Below are 15520 nucleotides of genomic sequence, written 5' to 3' on the forward strand. Positions count from 1 at the left end.
ATCGGTCGGGTCCGAGGCGTCGCCACCGTGCAGCCGGTCGGCCGCCGGTCGACGACGTTGATCCTTACACCGGCACGGTAACCAGCGCAGAAACCCCGGTACAGCCAGACGCGAGGCTCGTTACCGAGGAGCAATACGCACCTCACCGCACCACCGATAGCGACTCATCCGTTCGGCCGACGGGGACAAACCAAGGGCCCATCGTCACCCCTCAATGCGCCGGTCCGGCAACTCGCAACGAGTTGCCGGACCGACAATCTGATGTGTTTCTCAGCGACCGTCGCGCGGGGTCTGCAGAACGATCCGACGACGACGGGTGAGCACGAAAAGCATCACGCCCGCGAGCACCACCGCCGCGCCCACACCACCGACCGTCGCCGCGACCGGGCCGGTGACCGGCAGGCCGCCCCCGTCGCCGCCGCCTTGGCCACCGCCGTTGCCGTTGCCTCCATTGCCGCCGTGACCGCCCGCGCCGCCTTGGCCGCCGGCCGGGCCGGCCACGAGCACCGCGAAGTCGTCACTGTTGTCGGTGGCGTCCACCTCGACCCGGGCGATCTGGGCCGACGTGAGCGCGCTGAAGCCGTCCGGCATCTCCGGGGCGGCGGGCTTGACCAGCGACTTCCGCGCGGTGTCGGCGACGACGCCGACGGCCGCCACCGTGGCATTGCCGCCCTTGAGCGACACCGGACCCGTCACGTCCTTGCCGACCACCACCGGGAACGCGAAGCCGAAGGCCGAGTAGAACTCGTCCGGCTCGGCGTCGCGATCGACGGGCACCATCTGGAAGTCGGACAGCGTGCACTGCATTTCGGACTTGGCGCCGTTGAGTTTGCAACCCTCCACCGTTTCGCTGAAGGTCGCGCCCTTCGGCAATGAAACGGTGAGGCGAACGCCGTCGGCGGTGCGGTCGCCGCGGTTCTCGACAAAGCCCTCCACCAGGCTGGAACCACCGGGCGGAATGGCCTTACCAGTCGGTGTCCCGTTGTCCTGCACCCCGGTCACGTCCGGGACCTCGATCACCATGTCGACGCCACTGTCACCGACCTTGACGTCGACCGTGCGGCTGTCGTTCGACTTGTTGGTGTCGCCCTTGACCTTGACCGTCACCGTCAGCTTGCCCGCCGAGCCGGACGCGCCCTTCTGGCGGATCAGCGGAAGGTCGAGATCCGAGGTCTCGCCCGGACCGGGGATCCGGGAGCCGTCCAGGACACAGTCGGCGATGCCGTTCTGAAACGTGCATGCGCCCAGGTCGACCTTCACCTTCGTGGTGTCCAGCTTGGTCGCGTCGAACATGACCTCGACCTCGTCGGGCGTGGTGGTGCCGTTGTTCGCGATGTCGACCGCGCCGAACTTGCCGGACGAGTTGGCCGCGATGGTGGTGCCTTTCAGCGAGACGCCGAAGTCGACGTCCGCAGCGGCGAGCGCCGGACCGGCCGTCACCGCGAGCGAGCCGGCCGCGAACAGGCCGGCGGCACCCATGCGCGCAACAGTGCGCAGCATCATGGAGATCTCCCCGTGGGATTGATCGAGAAAAGGAGCCGAAGGCTATCGATCACCGCAACTTCCTCGCGACCCCGACAACACAGACTTGGCCGTTTTGCCCCTTACATCGACCATTAATGAAACCTTAAGTCGGCCGCGACCGGCCGAACGGCGGAGCCCGCCGTCACATATTGTGACCGATCAATCCGCACTCCGTCGGGCCGCGCCGCACACCCGGCACCATTGGGCAAGGAATTCGCGTCGCTCGAAATGGGCGAATCCGGGATTTCGTCGGCGGTTTGTTCGGCGCGAATTCACGAACAAGCCGGTTCCCCGCAACACCGCCAGCAGCAGTGCCGGACACCCGCCAACCGCGTCGCCCCCGCGCTGAAACCTTTCACCCTGGCATCGAGCCCGTCGGTTGCGCACCGTCGACCAGCGGCGGCATCTGCCGGCCTCGCCACGTTGCAAAAGGTTCACTGGGCCAGCTCAACGCGACGGCCGGGGCGTGAGGGGCCGGGAGTGCCGGGCCGCGCGCCCAGCACCCGTCGGGGCCTAGCGTGTCTCGACCAGTGGCAGCGTGCGCGCGCCGCCGTTCGGCATGGCAATCGACGAGAAGTGCGAGACTACCCGCTCGTCCGTCGGGTCGTCCGCCTCGGTGCGATGCACCGCCAGATGCCGGTACAGGGTGTCCCGCTGCGCCGGGATCCGCCCCGCCGTCCGGATCATCCAGATCAACTCGTGCAGGTTGGATCGGTGCCGGGCGCCCGCCGAGGAGATGACGTTCTCCTCCAACATGATCGAGCCCAGATCGTCCACACCCAGGTGCAGCGCCAGTTGGCCGACGTCCTTGCCGGTGGTCAGCCAGGATGCCTGCAGGTGGGCGACATTGTCGAAGAACAGCCGGGAGACCGCGATGAACCGGAGGTACTCCATCGTCGTGGCCTGCGTGCGGCCCTTGAGATGGTTGTTCTCCGGCTGGTACGTCCACGGGATGAAGGCGCGGAAGCCGCCGGTGCCGTCCGCCTCGACCGGGGTGTCCCGATAGCCTCCCGCCACCGCCTGGTCCTGCACCTCGCGGATCATCCGGATGTGCTCGATGCGCTCGGCATTGGTCTCGCCGGTGCCCATCATCATGGTGGCCGTGCTGCTCAGGCCGTGCCGATGGGCGACAGCCATGACCTCCAGCCACCGCGCGCCGCTCTCCTTCAGCGGTGCGATGGCCTTGCGCGGCCGGTCCGGCAGCATCTCGGCGCCCGCGCCGGCGATGGAGTCGAGCCCGGCGACCTTGATCCGGACCACCGCTTCCTCGATCGAGACGCCGGACACCTTTGCCATGTGCAAGATCTCACTCGGCCCGATCGAGTGGATGGCGAGCTGTGGATAGGCCTCTTTGACCGAGGAGAACAGGTCCTCGTAGTACGCGACGCCGTAGTCCGGGTGGTGGCCACCCTGGAGCATGACCTGGGTGGCACCGAGGTCGATCGCCTCGCCGCAGCGACGCAGTATCTCCTCGGTCGGGTGCGACCAGCCCTCGGCGTGTTTCGGCGCCCGGTAGAAGGCGCAGAACTTGCAGGCCGTGACGCAGACATTGGTGTAGTTGATGTTGCGGTCGATCAGGTAGGTGACGATGCCGTCCGGGTAGCGCCGGCGGCGCACGGCGTCCGCGGCCTCGCCGAGCGCGTGGAAGGACGCGTCCGTGTAGAGCAGCAGCGCCTCCTCGGGCGTGATCCGCCCGCCGTCCGCGCCGCGCTGCAGAATGCTGTCGATCTCCGCGTTCGCCGTCACGCCAGAAGCGTACGTCCCTCCGGCGGCTCCCGTGCAGTCTGCGGCCGTGGTCGCGGCGCGGATCACGGCGCCCGCCGCGATCCCGGCCCGGTTCCTGCGGGCAGTCCGGCATGCGACGCCCGGCCGCGCCGTGCGTCTTCTGTCGGGGGTTCTCGCTAGCCTCGACGGCAGTCTCGTGGATCGGAGTGGCTGGTGCTGGTCGTACACGGCGGCTGGGTGGCCGAGGCGGACTCGCCGGGCTGGCTGGTGCTCTGGGCGGAGGACCCGGCGCGCCCGTTGACCACGTCGTCGCGGGCGCGTCGGCGGGCGCACCCGTTCGCGGTGCCGGCATCCGAGCTAGCCACCGCACTGTCCGCGGTCGCCACGGGAAGCGCCGCCGCACCCGAGAGCGCCGCCGCACCCGAGGTCGCGATCGCCATCGAGACCGCCGCCGCGGCGACGGTCGAGCTGCAACTGCCGAGCATCGCCGCCGGGCCGCTCCCGTCGCCCGAGGCGGGCGGCGACGCCCGCGAGGCGCGAGTCGCCCGCCACCTGCGCTTGTCCACCTGGCGGACGCCGGTGTTGCAACTTCCGGGGGACGCCGCGCTGGCCGCGCTCGGCATGCTCGCCGAGCCTGCGCCGGACGACGTGTGGACGCCGGGCGCCTCGCTGCGCTATCTCAGCGTGCTCGCCGGCTGGGCCTGTGATCTGGCGCGGCGTGGCCGGATGTTGCCGCAGTTGGTCGCCGAGGGCGGTGTGCCGACCGCGCGCTGGCACCCGGTGGTCACCGGCGCGGACGCCGCTACCGGGCGGGAGTTCGCCGAGGCGATCCCGCCGGTGTGCCGGGCGGCGTCCTCCGCCGGGGCCGCAGCCACCGTGCGCGGCGCGCTCGACGCCTTGGTCGACTCCGCCGCGCGGGCTCTCGTGTCCGAGCGCCTGCTGGGCGGGCATCGCCCCGGTCCGAGGGCGCCGCTGCCGGACCGTTGGGCGGTCGCGCTCACCGATGAGGATCCGACGCTGCCCGGGGCGGCGCCGGCCGAGGTGGCCCGGCTGGCCGGGGCCCTCGACGGCTGGCTGCGGGCGGCGGCCGAGGCGAACGGGCCGATCCGGCTGGTCTTCCGTCTGGTCGAGCCGCCGCCCGGCGCGGACGACTGGTGGCTCGACTTCGCGTTGCAGTCCACCGACGACCCCAGCCTCTACCTGCCCGCGGCGGACCTGTGGGAGGGCATCCGGATGCCGGGCCTGCCGCCGCAGCCGGACGAGATGTTGCTCGCCGGCCTCGGCCGGGCGGTGCGGCTGTTCCCCGCGCTGCACGTGGCGCTGCGGGCGGCGGAGCCGGAGGGCATGACGCTGCACACCGCGGAGGCGCACGAGTTCCTACGGCAGGCCGCGCCGCTGTTGCAGGCCGCCGGGTTCGGCGTGCAACTTCCGTCCTGGGCCGGGCGCAAGTCGGTGGGGATGAAGCTGACCACCCGATCCCGTTCCCAGTCGCCCGCGTCTCGCGCCGTGGCGGACTCCGGCTTCGGGCTGGATCAGCTCGTCGGTTTCCGCATCGATCTGGTGATCGGCGACGGGGCGGTGAGCGCCGAGGAGCTCGCCGAGCTGGCTCGCCTGAAGGTTCCCCTGGTGCGCGTGCGGGGTCAGTGGGTGGAACTGGACGACCGTCAGTTGTCGGCGGCGCTCAAGGCGGTCGGCGAGCGGCGCGAGGGCGAGCTCACCGCGGGTGAGGCACTGCAGATGGTGGTGGACGGCGGCGCCGAGGACCTGCCGCTGCTGGAGGTGGACGCCGACGGCATGCTCGGCGATCTGCTGTCCGGCGAGGCCGCCGAGCGACTGACGCCGGTGGCGACACCGGCGGGCTTCCAGGGCAGCCTCCGCCCGTACCAGGAACGCGGGCTGTCCTGGCTGCACTTCCTGTCCCAGCTTGGGCTGGGCGGGATTCTGGCGGACGACATGGGGCTGGGCAAGACCGCGCAGACGCTGTCGTTGCTGCTCGCCGAGCGCGTGGGCGGCGAGCCGGTCGCGCCGACCCTGCTGGTCTGTCCGATGTCGCTGGTCAGCAACTGGCGCAAGGAGGCCGAGCGGTTCGCGCCGGAACTGCGGGTCCATGTGCATCACGGCAGCACTCGCAAGCGGCAGGAGGAGTTCCGCGCCGCGGTGGCCGAGGCCGACCTGGTGGTCACCACCTATGGCACGGCGCTGCGCGATGTGGACATTCTGCGCGAGATCGCGTGGGGGCGGGTGGCCTGCGACGAGGCGCAGGCGCTCAAGAACAGCGGCACCCGGCAGGCGCAGGCGGTGCGAACGATCCGGGCGCGCAGTCGTCTGGCACTGACCGGTACGCCGGTGGAGAACCACCTCGCCGAACTGTGGTCGATCATGGAGTTCTGCAACCCCGGGCTGCTCGGCCCGGCGAAACGCTTCCGCCGCCGCTTCCAGGAGCCGATCGAGGTGCGCCAGGACGCCAACGCGACGGCCGCGTTGAAGCGGGCGACCGGCCCGTTCGTGCTGCGTCGTCTCAAGACGGATAAGTCGATCATCTCCGACCTGCCGGAGAAGAACGAGATGAAGACGTGGTGTTCGCTCACCGCCGAGCAGGCCACGCTCTATCAGGCCGTGGTCGAGGACATGATGGCGGTCATCGAGAGCACCGAGGGCATCGAACGTCGGGGCAACGTGCTGTCCGCGATGACCAAGCTCAAGCAGGTCTGCAATCACCCGGCGCACCTGCTCAAGGACGGCTCACGGCTGCCCGGACGCTCGGGCAAACTGGCCCGGCTCGAAGAGCTCGCGGAAGAGATCATCACCGACGGGGACAAGGCGCTGATCTTCACCCAGTACGCGGAATTCGGCGCCATGCTGCAGCCTTACCTGGCGGCGCATCTGGACCGGCCGGTCCTGTGGTTGCACGGCGGGCTGGCCAAGGCCCGGCGCGACGACCTGGTGGACCGCTTTCAGCACGACGAGGAGCCGATGCTGTTCCTGCTGTCGCTGAAGGCGGCCGGCACCGGCCTGAACCTCACCGCGGCCAACCATGTGGTGCACGTGGACCGCTGGTGGAACCCGGCGGTCGAGGATCAGGCGACCGACCGCGCGTTCCGCATCGGGCAGTCGCGGGATGTCCAGGTCCGCAAATTCATCTGCACCGGCACGCTCGAGGAGAAGATCGACGCGATGATCGAGCGGAAGAAGGCGCTGGCGGCCTCGGTGGTCGGCACCGGTGAGGACTGGGTGACCGACCTCAGCACCGACCAGCTCCGCGAGCTGTTCGAGCTCGACCCGAAGGCGGTGGGCTGAAATGCCGGTTGACCCCGACGGCCGGTTCTTCGAGGGCGCCAAGCCGATCCAGGTGGACGGCGGTATCGCCGTGCGCAGCCGCCGCGGCAAGATCGGCGAGCAGTGGTGGTCCCGCCGGTTCGTCGACATCCTGGAGGGGGTCTGCGACGGCGGGCGTCTCGCCCGCGGGCGGGCGTATGCGCGCAAGGGCCAGGTCATCGACTTCGAGCTCACCCCGGGCCAGGTGCGCGGCCGGGTGCAGGGTTCCCGCCCCCAGCCGTACCTGGTGACGCTGACCATCGACGCGTACGGCGACCGCGACTGGGCGGAGATCGTCGACGCGCTTGCCGCGCAGGCGATCTACCGCGCCTCGCTGCTGGCCGGCAGCATGCCGCACGAGGCGGTGGACCTGTTCGACCACCTCGACCGGCCGCTGTTCCCGGAGCGCCTGGACATGGAGTGCACCTGCCCGGACTGGAGTGTGCCGTGCAAGCACGCGTCCGCCGTGCTCTATGTGCTGGCCGAAGCATTCGACGACGATCCGTTCCTGGTCCTGGCGTGGCGCGGGCGTGACCGGGAGACGCTGCTGGCGGCGCTGCGCGCGACGCCGGACCCGGACCAGACGCCGGATCCGCTGGCCGTGGACGAGACTCCGCTGGCCGACTCGCTGACCGAGTTCTACACGCCGGGGATCTCGCTCAGCCGTCTGCGGGAACGCCCGCCGCGCATGATCACCCCGCCGGAGTTGCTGCTGCGCGCCCTCGACCCGCCGCCGGTGCGGGTGCGCGGCATCCCGGTGGTCGACCTGCTGCGCCCGGCCTACCGCCGTCTGGCCGACCCACCCGACTGACCGGCACGGCAACGGCGGGCCCGCGCGCGTCCGCGGGCCCGCCGTTGCGGAAGCCGGCTACCGGGTCAGCCCCGGTGCCACTTCTGGTTCGCGGAGCCCGCGCAGTCCCAGAGCTGCGCCTTGGCGCCGTCGTTGCCGTTCCAGTCCTTGATGTCCAGGCACTTGTTGGCCTGCGGGTTCACCAGGTCGCCCGCACCGCTGAGCACCCACTGCTGCGCCGGGTTGCCGCTGCACGTGGCGATCTGAATGATCGCGCCGTTGGCGGTCGAGCCCCACGGCACGTCCAGGCACATGTTGTTGCTGGTCTGCAGCGCGCCGCCGACCGCGTTCCACTTCTGCGCGCCGGTGCCGTTGCAGCCCCACATCTGGACCTGGACGCCGTCGGAGAAGTTGGAGCTGGGCACGTCCAGGCACTTGCCGTTCCAGTCGCTGATGATCGCGTTGCCGGTGCCACCACCGCCGCCGCCGCCACCGCCGCCACCGCCGGAGAACGGGCTGAGCGTGATGCCGGCCGACCGCGGGTCGCCGTCGTGCACCAACGATTCGAAGTTGCCGACGTCGTCGAAGGCGAACGCGTACGCCTTACCGTCCGCCATGTTGGCGTGGATCAGACGCGCATACTGGTTGGTCGGGTTGCTCTGGTAGAACTCCGCCGCGTTGGTGCTCGGCTGGGTGTCGATCGAGCCGAGCGTGCCGCGGTTGAGCGCGGCGCACAGCGTACGTGAAATGGGGCCGACCACCTGGTCGTTGGGGGCCGGAAGGTCGCCGTCGCAGCCCCAGACGCTCGCCGACGACGGCTTGTTGAACGATGCCACCTGCTGTCCGGCGGAGTTGGTGAAGTTCATGACGTTGCCCGAGGTGCGGCCGTAGTACTTGGTGTTCGGCTGGTCGCCGAAGGGCACCACGGTGAGCGTCTTGCCGGTGTACTGGTTCCACGCCCAACTGATGTACGGGTCGAGGTAGCCGGAAGCCAGTTTGCCCGCCCCCGCGGCCTTGCCCGGCGAAAGCACCCGCAGCACCGTCCCGTCCGATCGGGTATAGACGGTGTTCGCCCACCCGGACTGGGCCTTGATGCCGTTGATCACGTTGTTGCGGCCGTCGGCCACCACCGCGCCGGTGCGCGAGGTGGCGCCGTTCGCCCCGGTCACGCTCACCGCGTGCGGGACGGCGAACATGTCCACTTGGGAACTGTTCAGCCACAGGCCGGCGTCGTTGTAGGTGAACTCGCTCCAGTCGAACAGGATGTTCTGGTTGGCGTCGCCGTCCGCCCACGGCGCCGGCTGCACGAGTCCGTCCGGCGTGAGGAAGAACTTGAGTTTCTCGCCGAACGAGAAGTAGACCCGGCCGGAGAACCCGCGCGGGAAGTTGATCGTGGTGTTGCCCCCGTTGCCGGGTCCGCCGATCGCGACGTCCGGGGCGGGCGAGGGCGGGATCGAGCCGGCCGGCCAGGGCGTGAACGTGCCGCCCTGGTTCACATAGCCGAGGCGACCGGTGTTGGTGTTGACGCCGATGACGTACAGGTAGGTCGCGTCACCGCGGCCGGTGCTGTTGGTGACCGTGACGGGGAGTACGGAAGGGCCGATGGCCAAGGCGGGCGCGGGGATCGCGAGCGGAACGATCAGCGCCGCGAGGACCGCCAGGAGTTTTTTCGCGCGCAAGGGGACCTCCTCGGGGGATGACGGGAGAGCGCTCTCACAGCCTCAAACCGTTAACAAGGTGTGTCAATAGAGAAGGACTGATGTATTACCGGATGATGTCCGAATGCCTCCGCGCACCCGCCCGCCCTGCCCTTTCGTACCGACCGAGCCCTCGGCATAGGCTCGGATCATGAGTGAGATGAGCTACCGCCGCCTCGGCAACTCCGGTCTCGTGGTCTCCGTCGTCGGCCTCGGCTGCAACAATTTCGGCCGCAAACTGGACGCCGAGCAGACCGCATCGGTGGTGGACGCCGCGTTCGACGCGGGCATCACCCTGTTCGACACCGCCGACATCTACGGCTCGCCGCATGGAGCGTCGGAGAAGACGCTGGGCGCCGCGCTCAAGGGACGGCGAGACGACATCGTGCTCGCCACCAAGTTCGGCATGAACATGGAAGGCGTCAACGGCAATGACTTCGGCGCACGCGGCTCCCGCCGCTACATCGTGCGTGCGGTGGAGGCGTCGCTGCGACGGCTGGACACCGACTACATCGACCTCTATCAGATGCACCAGCCCGACCCGGCGACCCCGATCGACGAGACGCTCGCCGCATTGGACGACCTGGTCCGCTCCGGCAAGGTGCGGTACCTCGGCAACTCCAACTTCGCCGGCTGGCAGATCGCGGACGCCGACTGGACCGCGCGAGCCGCCGGACAGACGCCGTTCATCAGCGCGCAAAACCAGTACAGCCTGCTGCAACGTGACGTCGAGTCGGAGGTGCTGCCCGCGTGCGAGCACTTCGGCCTGGGCTTCCTGCCGTTCTTCCCGCTCGACAGCGGCCTGCTGAGCGGAAAGTACCGGCGCGGCGAGAAGCCTGCCGAGGGCACTCGGCTGTCCCTGGAGCGTTACCAGCGCTGGCTGGACAACGCCGACTGGGACACCATCGAGGCCCTCACCGCCTTCGGCGCCGAGCGTGGCCACAGCCTGTTGGACGTGGCGATCGCCGGCCTGGCGAGCCGCCCCGCGGTGACAAGCGTGATCGCCGGCGCAACGACGCCCGAGCAGGTGCGACAGAACGCGGCAGCCGGCGCCTGGCAGCTCAGCGCGGCGGATGCCGCCGCCCTGGACGACATCCTGGGCTGACACCGGCCCGGGAGGCGGGCCGGCATGGCGTCGGTCAGACGTCGGCGAACACCGGTCCGCCCGCGGGCAACGGCGGCACCTCGCCGCGGACCGCCGCCCGGCGGGCGAATTCCCGCACTCCGGCGACCTGTCGCGCGCCCAGGGAGAAGTCCAGCGCCCGGAAGTACGTCGCCAGCGTCGCGGCGTCGAACGGCTCCCAGCGCGCCGCCGCGCGGGCGACCTCGTCCAGCTCGGTCAGGCACAGATCGCGGGAACGCTGGAACGCCTCGTGCACGTCCTTGACCGCACCCGGGTTGTCCCGCGCGAAGTCACGCCGCGCCGCCCAGACGGCGAACACCATCGGCAGCCCGGTCCAGTCCTTCCACGCCTGCGCCAGGTCGATCACCTGAAGGCCGTGCTGCGGAGCCTCGTACATCGCCCGCAAGGCCGGGTCGCCGATCAGCACGCCCGCGTCCGCCTCCAGCAGCATCTGCGACAGATCGGGCGGGCAGCGGAAGTAGTCGGGGGCCGCGCCGTAGCGCTCGGCCAGCAGCATCTCGGCGAGCAGCACACCCGTACGCGACGTGGAGCCCAGCGCGACCGGCCGCCGGTCCAGCTCGGCGAGCGGGCGGGTGGAGATCAGATTGACCGACAGCACCGGGCCGTCGCTGCCCACCGCGAGATCCGGCAGGAGCAGCAGTTCGTCGGCGTGGCGCAGGTATTCGACAAGCGAGATGGGCCCGATGTCCAGGTCGCCGGCGACGAGGGCGGCATTGAGCCGGTCCGGTGTGTCCTTGTGCAGGTCGACGTCGAGCAGTGCACCCGAACGCATCAGGCCCCAGTAGATCGGCAGGCAGTTCAAGAACTGGATGTGGCCGACCCGCGGGCGGCATCGTGCGCTGTCGGTCATGTCTCCGACGCTATCTCCACACCGGCACCGTTCCGGGCCGGACGTGCTGCACGTCGCACCGCGGGCAGGCATCCGAGCACCGCGACCAGACCGGCCACGCCGCACGCGACCATCAGGATGCGCGGCGCGACCGGCCCGACCAGCACGCCGCCGAGCAGGAACCCGCCGAGGTTCGCACCCTGCACAGCAGCGCCCAGAACGGCGAAGGCGCGCCCCCGAGCCGCGGCGGGCACCCGGTGGGCGAATACCACGGCGATCAGGACGTTGATACCGCCGTTGCAGAACCCGCCCGCCACCCAGAGCGGCAGGAGCAATGCCGCGTCGCTCACCCCGGCGCCGGCCAGCACCGGCAGGCAGGTCCCCGCGAGCAGCGCCAGCACACCACGCACCAGGGCGGCCGGGTCGGACCATCTGCCGCCAAGCTGACCGAACGCCAGCGCGCCGACCAGCATCCCGGCACTCCACGCCATGGCGATCAGGCCGAACATCGTGGTGGAGGCGGCGAGCGTCTCCCGGATGAAGAACAGCTCGACGACGTTTATCGCGCTCACCCCGGCGACCGCCGTCGCCACCGCGACCACCATCACGAACACCAGCGGGTCGGCACGCAGGCGCCAGGCACCGACACGGGGAGCATCCCCAGCGGACGCACCACGACGCCGGGTCCGCAGGAGCATGCCGGCGGCCACCAGCGCCAGATAGGAGAACGCGTCCAACAGCAACGGCACCCGCAGCCCGAAACGTCCCACCAGGATCCCGGCGAGGGCCGGCGCGGCCAGCAACCCGATCATGTTCGCGCTCTGCTGCAGACCTCCGGCACGGGCGAGATCGTTTTTGCCGACCATGTCCGGCAACAGCGCGGCAAGCGTCGGGCCGGTGACCGCGAGCCCGCAGGCCAGCAACGCCACCAACCCGATGATCAGGATCGGATCACCGACGTACGCGAGGACGACGCACACCGTGGCCTGCGCCAGGCCGGTGACCACGAGGATGCGCCGGCTGTCCAGCCGGTCGGCGATCCGGCCCGCGACCGACCCGAGCATCGTCACCGGGAGGCTGGCGGCGATCAACAACCCCGACACCGCCAGGCCGCCACGGCCCGCCTGCTGCAACGCGAGCGCCAGAGCCGTGGCCGCGAGGAAGTCGCCGCAGCTCGACACCGCGCGTGCCACGGCGGCGAGCCAGACATCACCCCAGCGACTTGTGAAGGACATACTTCGAAGATAATTCTTCACATCTACCCTGGCAACTCCGGTGCCGCCCCCGATCCGTGCCGTGCTGCCAGGCCGGTGCCGGCCGGTGCGTGGGTGCCGTGGGTGCCGGTCGGGAACGGGGAAGATGGCGGCATGACTGCCCCGCGCAACCAGATGACGATCCGCGACCCGCAGGTGATGCGAGCCCTCGCCCACCCCGCCCGGATCGAGATCATGGAACGCTTGAACGGCACCGACGCGTCGGTCACCGCCACCGAGTGCGCGGACCTGGTCGGCCTGTCACCCAGCGCCGCCAGCTATCACCTTCGCGAACTGGCAAAGTTCGGACTGATCGAGCAGGCGCCAAGCCGCGGCGACGGCCGGGAGAGGGTATGGCGCAGCGCCGCCGAGGGCCTGCGCATCGAGGGCGCCATGGAGAATGAGGAAGATCGCCGGGCGGAGCAGACGCTGATCGAGGGTTTTCTGGCCCGCGACTTCGCCCGGATCAAAGACTGGTACACGCGACGGCACGAGGCGCCGCAAGAGTGGCGCGAGGCAGCCACCGTGATGACCCAGAAACTGCAGGTGACACCGGGCGAACTGGCGGAGATCAGCGCGCAGGTCCAGGCGATCCTGGAGCCGTACCGAGAGCGGGAACGAACCGCCGACACACCGCCGGACGCGGCCACAGTGGCGGTGCTGTTCACCGCCCACCCAGCCTGAGCCCCCGCCCCCGCCCCCGCCCCCGCCCCGTCCCCCTGACCCCGGTCCACAGGCCGCGCGATCTTGGACTTTGCGGGTGGGATTCGGGGTGCTTTAGCACGACATGCCGTACCCGAAACTCCAAGATCGACGCACGCCTACCGCCGGGCATCGTCGATCTTGGAGTTCGTGGTCCGATATGTCGGTCATAGGGGGGCCGAACGGGCACGCTAAGTCCAAGATCGGCGGGAGACGGGGACGGGAGACGGGACGGGAGACGGGGGACGGGACGGGGACGGGGGACGGGAGACGGGGGACGGGGGACGGGGGACGGGACGGGGGACGGGACGGGGGGCGGGGGCGGGTGTGCGGGTAAATCGGTGGGGTGGGGGTGTTGGGCGGCGTATTGTCATATGCCGCCCGACGGCCGTGGTGAGCATGCACCGGACCGGACGTCCCGCGCCGCAAGCGGCCGGACGCCGCTAGCGGACACGCGAGCAACCCGACCGAGCCGCATGAGGACCAGACGTGCCCCCATCCGACCTGGACACCGAACTCACCGCCGAACGAAACCATCTTGCCGCGTCCCGGGCCGCCCTGCGCCGCATGCGCGACCGCGCCCAAGCGCTCTTCAGCACCGGCTCCGAGGTGGCCGGCGACCCGTACAGCGCGGAGAGCCTGGGCCGCACCCTGTCGCGCCGCGTCGCCGAACTCGCCGACGATCCGACCACGCCGCTGTTCTTCGGCCGCCTCGACATCACCGACACCAACTATTACGTCGGGCGGCGGCACGTCACCGACGACGTCGGGGAACCGATGGTGCTGGACTGGCGCGCCCCGCTGTCCCGCTCGTTCTACCGGGCCAGCGCCCGCGACCCGCAGGGCGTGTCGACCCGGCGCCGGTTCGGTTTCGTGCACGGCGAGCTGACCAGCTTCGAGGACGAGCACCTGGATCGCGGTGAGGAACTGGGCACCGGCAGCCGCATTCTGACCGCCGAGATCGAGCGTCCGCGCGTCGGGCCGATGCGCGACATCGTGGCCACCATCCAGCCGGAACAGGACGAACTGGTGCGAGCCGAACTGTCCGACTCGATCTGTGTGCAGGGCGCGCCGGGCACCGGGAAGACGGCTGTCGGGCTGCATCGCGCGGCCTATCTCCTCTACCTGCACCGCGAGCGCCTGCGCCGTTCCGGCGTGCTGGTCGTGGGACCCAACTCGGCTTTCCTGTCGTACATCTCGGCGGTGCTGCCGGCGCTGGGCGAGGTGGAGGTGCAGCAGGCGACGGTGGACGACCTGGTCGCGCATGCTCCGGTACGCGCCACCGACAGTCCCGTCGCAGCCCTGGTCAAGCACGATCCGCGGATGGCCGAGGTGCTGCGCGCGGCGTTGTGGGGGCGGCTCGCCAAGCCCACCGAACCGATCATGGTGTCGGACGGCTCGTACCGGTGGCGGATCGATCCGGAGCCGCTGCGCCGCATCGTCGACGAGGCGGGGCGCGAAGGTTTGCCGTACGCGCTGGGCCGGGAGCGGGTCCGCGCGCGCGTGGTCGGCCTGTTGCAGCGCCAGTCGGAGTACCGCACCGGCAACTCCCCCGGCGAAGCCTGGCTGCGCAAGATGTCCAAGGTGGCGCCGGTTCGCGAGTTCCTGGACGCGACATGGCCCGCGATGACGCCGGAAGCGCTGGTCGTCGGCGTGCTGAGCGATCCGTCCGTGGCCGGCGATCTGCTCACCGAGCCGGAACGGGAGGCGCTGCGCTGGACCAAGCCGCCGAAGACCCCGAAGTCAGCCAAGTTCAGCGCCGCCGACCTGGTGCTCCTCGACGAGGCGTCGGGTCTGTTGGAACGTCGGCAGAGCTTCGGCCACGTGGTGGTGGACGAGGCCCAGGATCTGTCGCCGATGCAGGCTCGGGCGATCGCCCGGCGCAGCGAGCACGGCTCGGTCACGCTGCTCGGCGACCTGGCCCAGGGCACCGCGCCGTGGGCCGCCTCCCGATGGCAGGACACGTTGGCGCACCTGGGCAAGCCGGACGCCGCCGTGGTGCCGCTGACCGTGGGATTCCGCGTACCGGCCGCGGTGGTCGCCCTGGCGAACCGCCTGTTGCCGGCGCTCGGGGTGAACGTGCCGGAGGCGGTCTCGCTGCGCCGCGACGGCGACCTCTCGATGGTGCCGGTCGCCGAGCCTGCGGGCCTTTCCGCGGCAACCCTGGTCGAGGTGACCGCCGCGCTGGAGCATGAGGGTTCGGTCGCGGTGATCGCCGCGGACGCCGCGGTGGACGATCTGCACCGGCACCTGGCGGCGGCGGGGGTGCAGACGGCGACACCGGCGGACGTGGATTCGCCGGCGCGGGTCACCGTGGTGCCCGCCACCATCGTGAAGGGACTCGAATACGACCACGTGATCGTGGCCGAGCCGGCGGATATCGTGGCCGCCGAGCCGCGCGGCCTGCACCGCCTGTACGTGGTGCTCACCCGTGCCGTCTCGCGGCTCTCGGTGGTGCATGCGAAGCCCCTGCCGGATGCGCTCGAAGGTCGGAGTTTCAGCTAGAACCCGGACACTTAACCCCGACTAAAGGATCTCGAT

The 15520-nt window shown here is 70.4% G+C and carries 10 protein-coding genes; 5 read left to right on the forward strand and 5 right to left on the reverse strand.

What is annotated here, in order from left to right; genetic code table 11:
• Nucleotides 1-270: 270 nt before the first annotated feature.
• Together IEY73_RS17035 and mqnC are read right to left on the reverse strand one after the other, a co-directional pair.
• Nucleotides 271-1503: an EGFR-like transmembrane domain-containing protein gene (locus tag IEY73_RS17035; protein WP_189080191.1), complete on the reverse strand. Its 1233-nt coding sequence runs from the start codon at nucleotides 1501-1503 to the stop codon at nucleotides 271-273.
• Between the two features lie 534 nt (nucleotides 1504-2037).
• Nucleotides 2038-3270 carry a cyclic dehypoxanthinyl futalosine synthase gene (gene mqnC / locus IEY73_RS17040; RefSeq protein ID WP_189080192.1) on the reverse strand — a complete coding sequence of 411 codons (1233 nt, stop codon included), beginning with the start codon at nucleotides 3268-3270 and terminating at the stop codon, nucleotides 2038-2040.
• 192 nt (nucleotides 3271-3462) lie between these two features.
• On the opposite strand from mqnC, the gene IEY73_RS17045 reads away from it, so the two are divergent.
• Nucleotides 3463-6546, forward strand: coding sequence for a DEAD/DEAH box helicase (locus IEY73_RS17045; RefSeq protein ID WP_189080193.1), 3084 nt, complete (start codon nucleotides 3463-3465; stop codon nucleotides 6544-6546).
• A gap of 1 nt (nucleotide 6547) precedes the next feature.
• Nucleotides 6548-7375: an SWIM zinc finger family protein gene (locus IEY73_RS17050; protein ID WP_189080194.1), complete on the forward strand. Its 828-nt coding sequence runs from the start codon at nucleotides 6548-6550 to the stop codon at nucleotides 7373-7375.
• 65 nt (nucleotides 7376-7440) lie between these two features.
• On the opposite strand, the gene IEY73_RS17055 is transcribed toward IEY73_RS17050, so the two are convergent.
• A complete protein-coding gene (locus IEY73_RS17055; RefSeq protein WP_189080195.1) occupies nucleotides 7441-9033 on the reverse strand; it encodes a beta-1,3-glucanase family protein in 1593 nt (530 codons plus the stop codon).
• 169 nt (nucleotides 9034-9202) lie between these two features.
• Between IEY73_RS17055 and IEY73_RS17060 the strand changes: the two genes are divergently transcribed.
• Nucleotides 9203-10156, forward strand: a complete 954-nt coding sequence (locus IEY73_RS17060) for an aldo/keto reductase (protein WP_229715898.1) — start codon at nucleotides 9203-9205, stop codon at nucleotides 10154-10156.
• 34 nt (nucleotides 10157-10190) lie between these two features.
• Here IEY73_RS17060 and IEY73_RS17065 read toward each other — a convergent pair whose 3' ends face one another.
• Together IEY73_RS17065 and IEY73_RS17070 are read right to left on the reverse strand one after the other, a co-directional pair.
• Nucleotides 10191-11045 (reverse strand): menaquinone biosynthetic enzyme MqnA/MqnD family protein, encoded by an 855-nt coding sequence (locus IEY73_RS17065; RefSeq protein WP_189080196.1) that lies wholly within the window; start codon nucleotides 11043-11045, stop codon nucleotides 10191-10193.
• Entirely contained in the window at nucleotides 11042-12259 is a 1218-nt protein-coding gene (locus tag IEY73_RS17070; RefSeq protein WP_189080197.1) for an MFS transporter, read from the reverse strand. Before IEY73_RS17070 ends, IEY73_RS17065 begins: the two co-directional genes overlap by 4 nt.
• A 132-nt stretch (nucleotides 12260-12391) precedes the next feature.
• On the opposite strand from IEY73_RS17070, the gene IEY73_RS17075 reads away from it, so the two are divergent.
• Both IEY73_RS17075 and IEY73_RS17080 read left to right on the forward strand, forming a co-directional pair.
• Nucleotides 12392-12961, forward strand: a complete 570-nt coding sequence (locus IEY73_RS17075; protein ID WP_189080198.1) for an ArsR/SmtB family transcription factor — start codon at nucleotides 12392-12394, stop codon at nucleotides 12959-12961.
• 507 nt (nucleotides 12962-13468) lie between these two features.
• Nucleotides 13469-15484, forward strand: a complete 2016-nt coding sequence (locus IEY73_RS17080; protein ID WP_189080199.1) for a HelD family protein — start codon at nucleotides 13469-13471, stop codon at nucleotides 15482-15484.
• The last annotated feature ends 36 nt before the right edge of the window (nucleotides 15485-15520 follow it).

Origin of the sequence: Mangrovihabitans endophyticus, assembly GCF_014646155.1 — a bacterium.
Lineage (GTDB): Bacteria > Actinomycetota > Actinomycetes > Mycobacteriales > Micromonosporaceae > Actinoplanes > Actinoplanes endophyticus.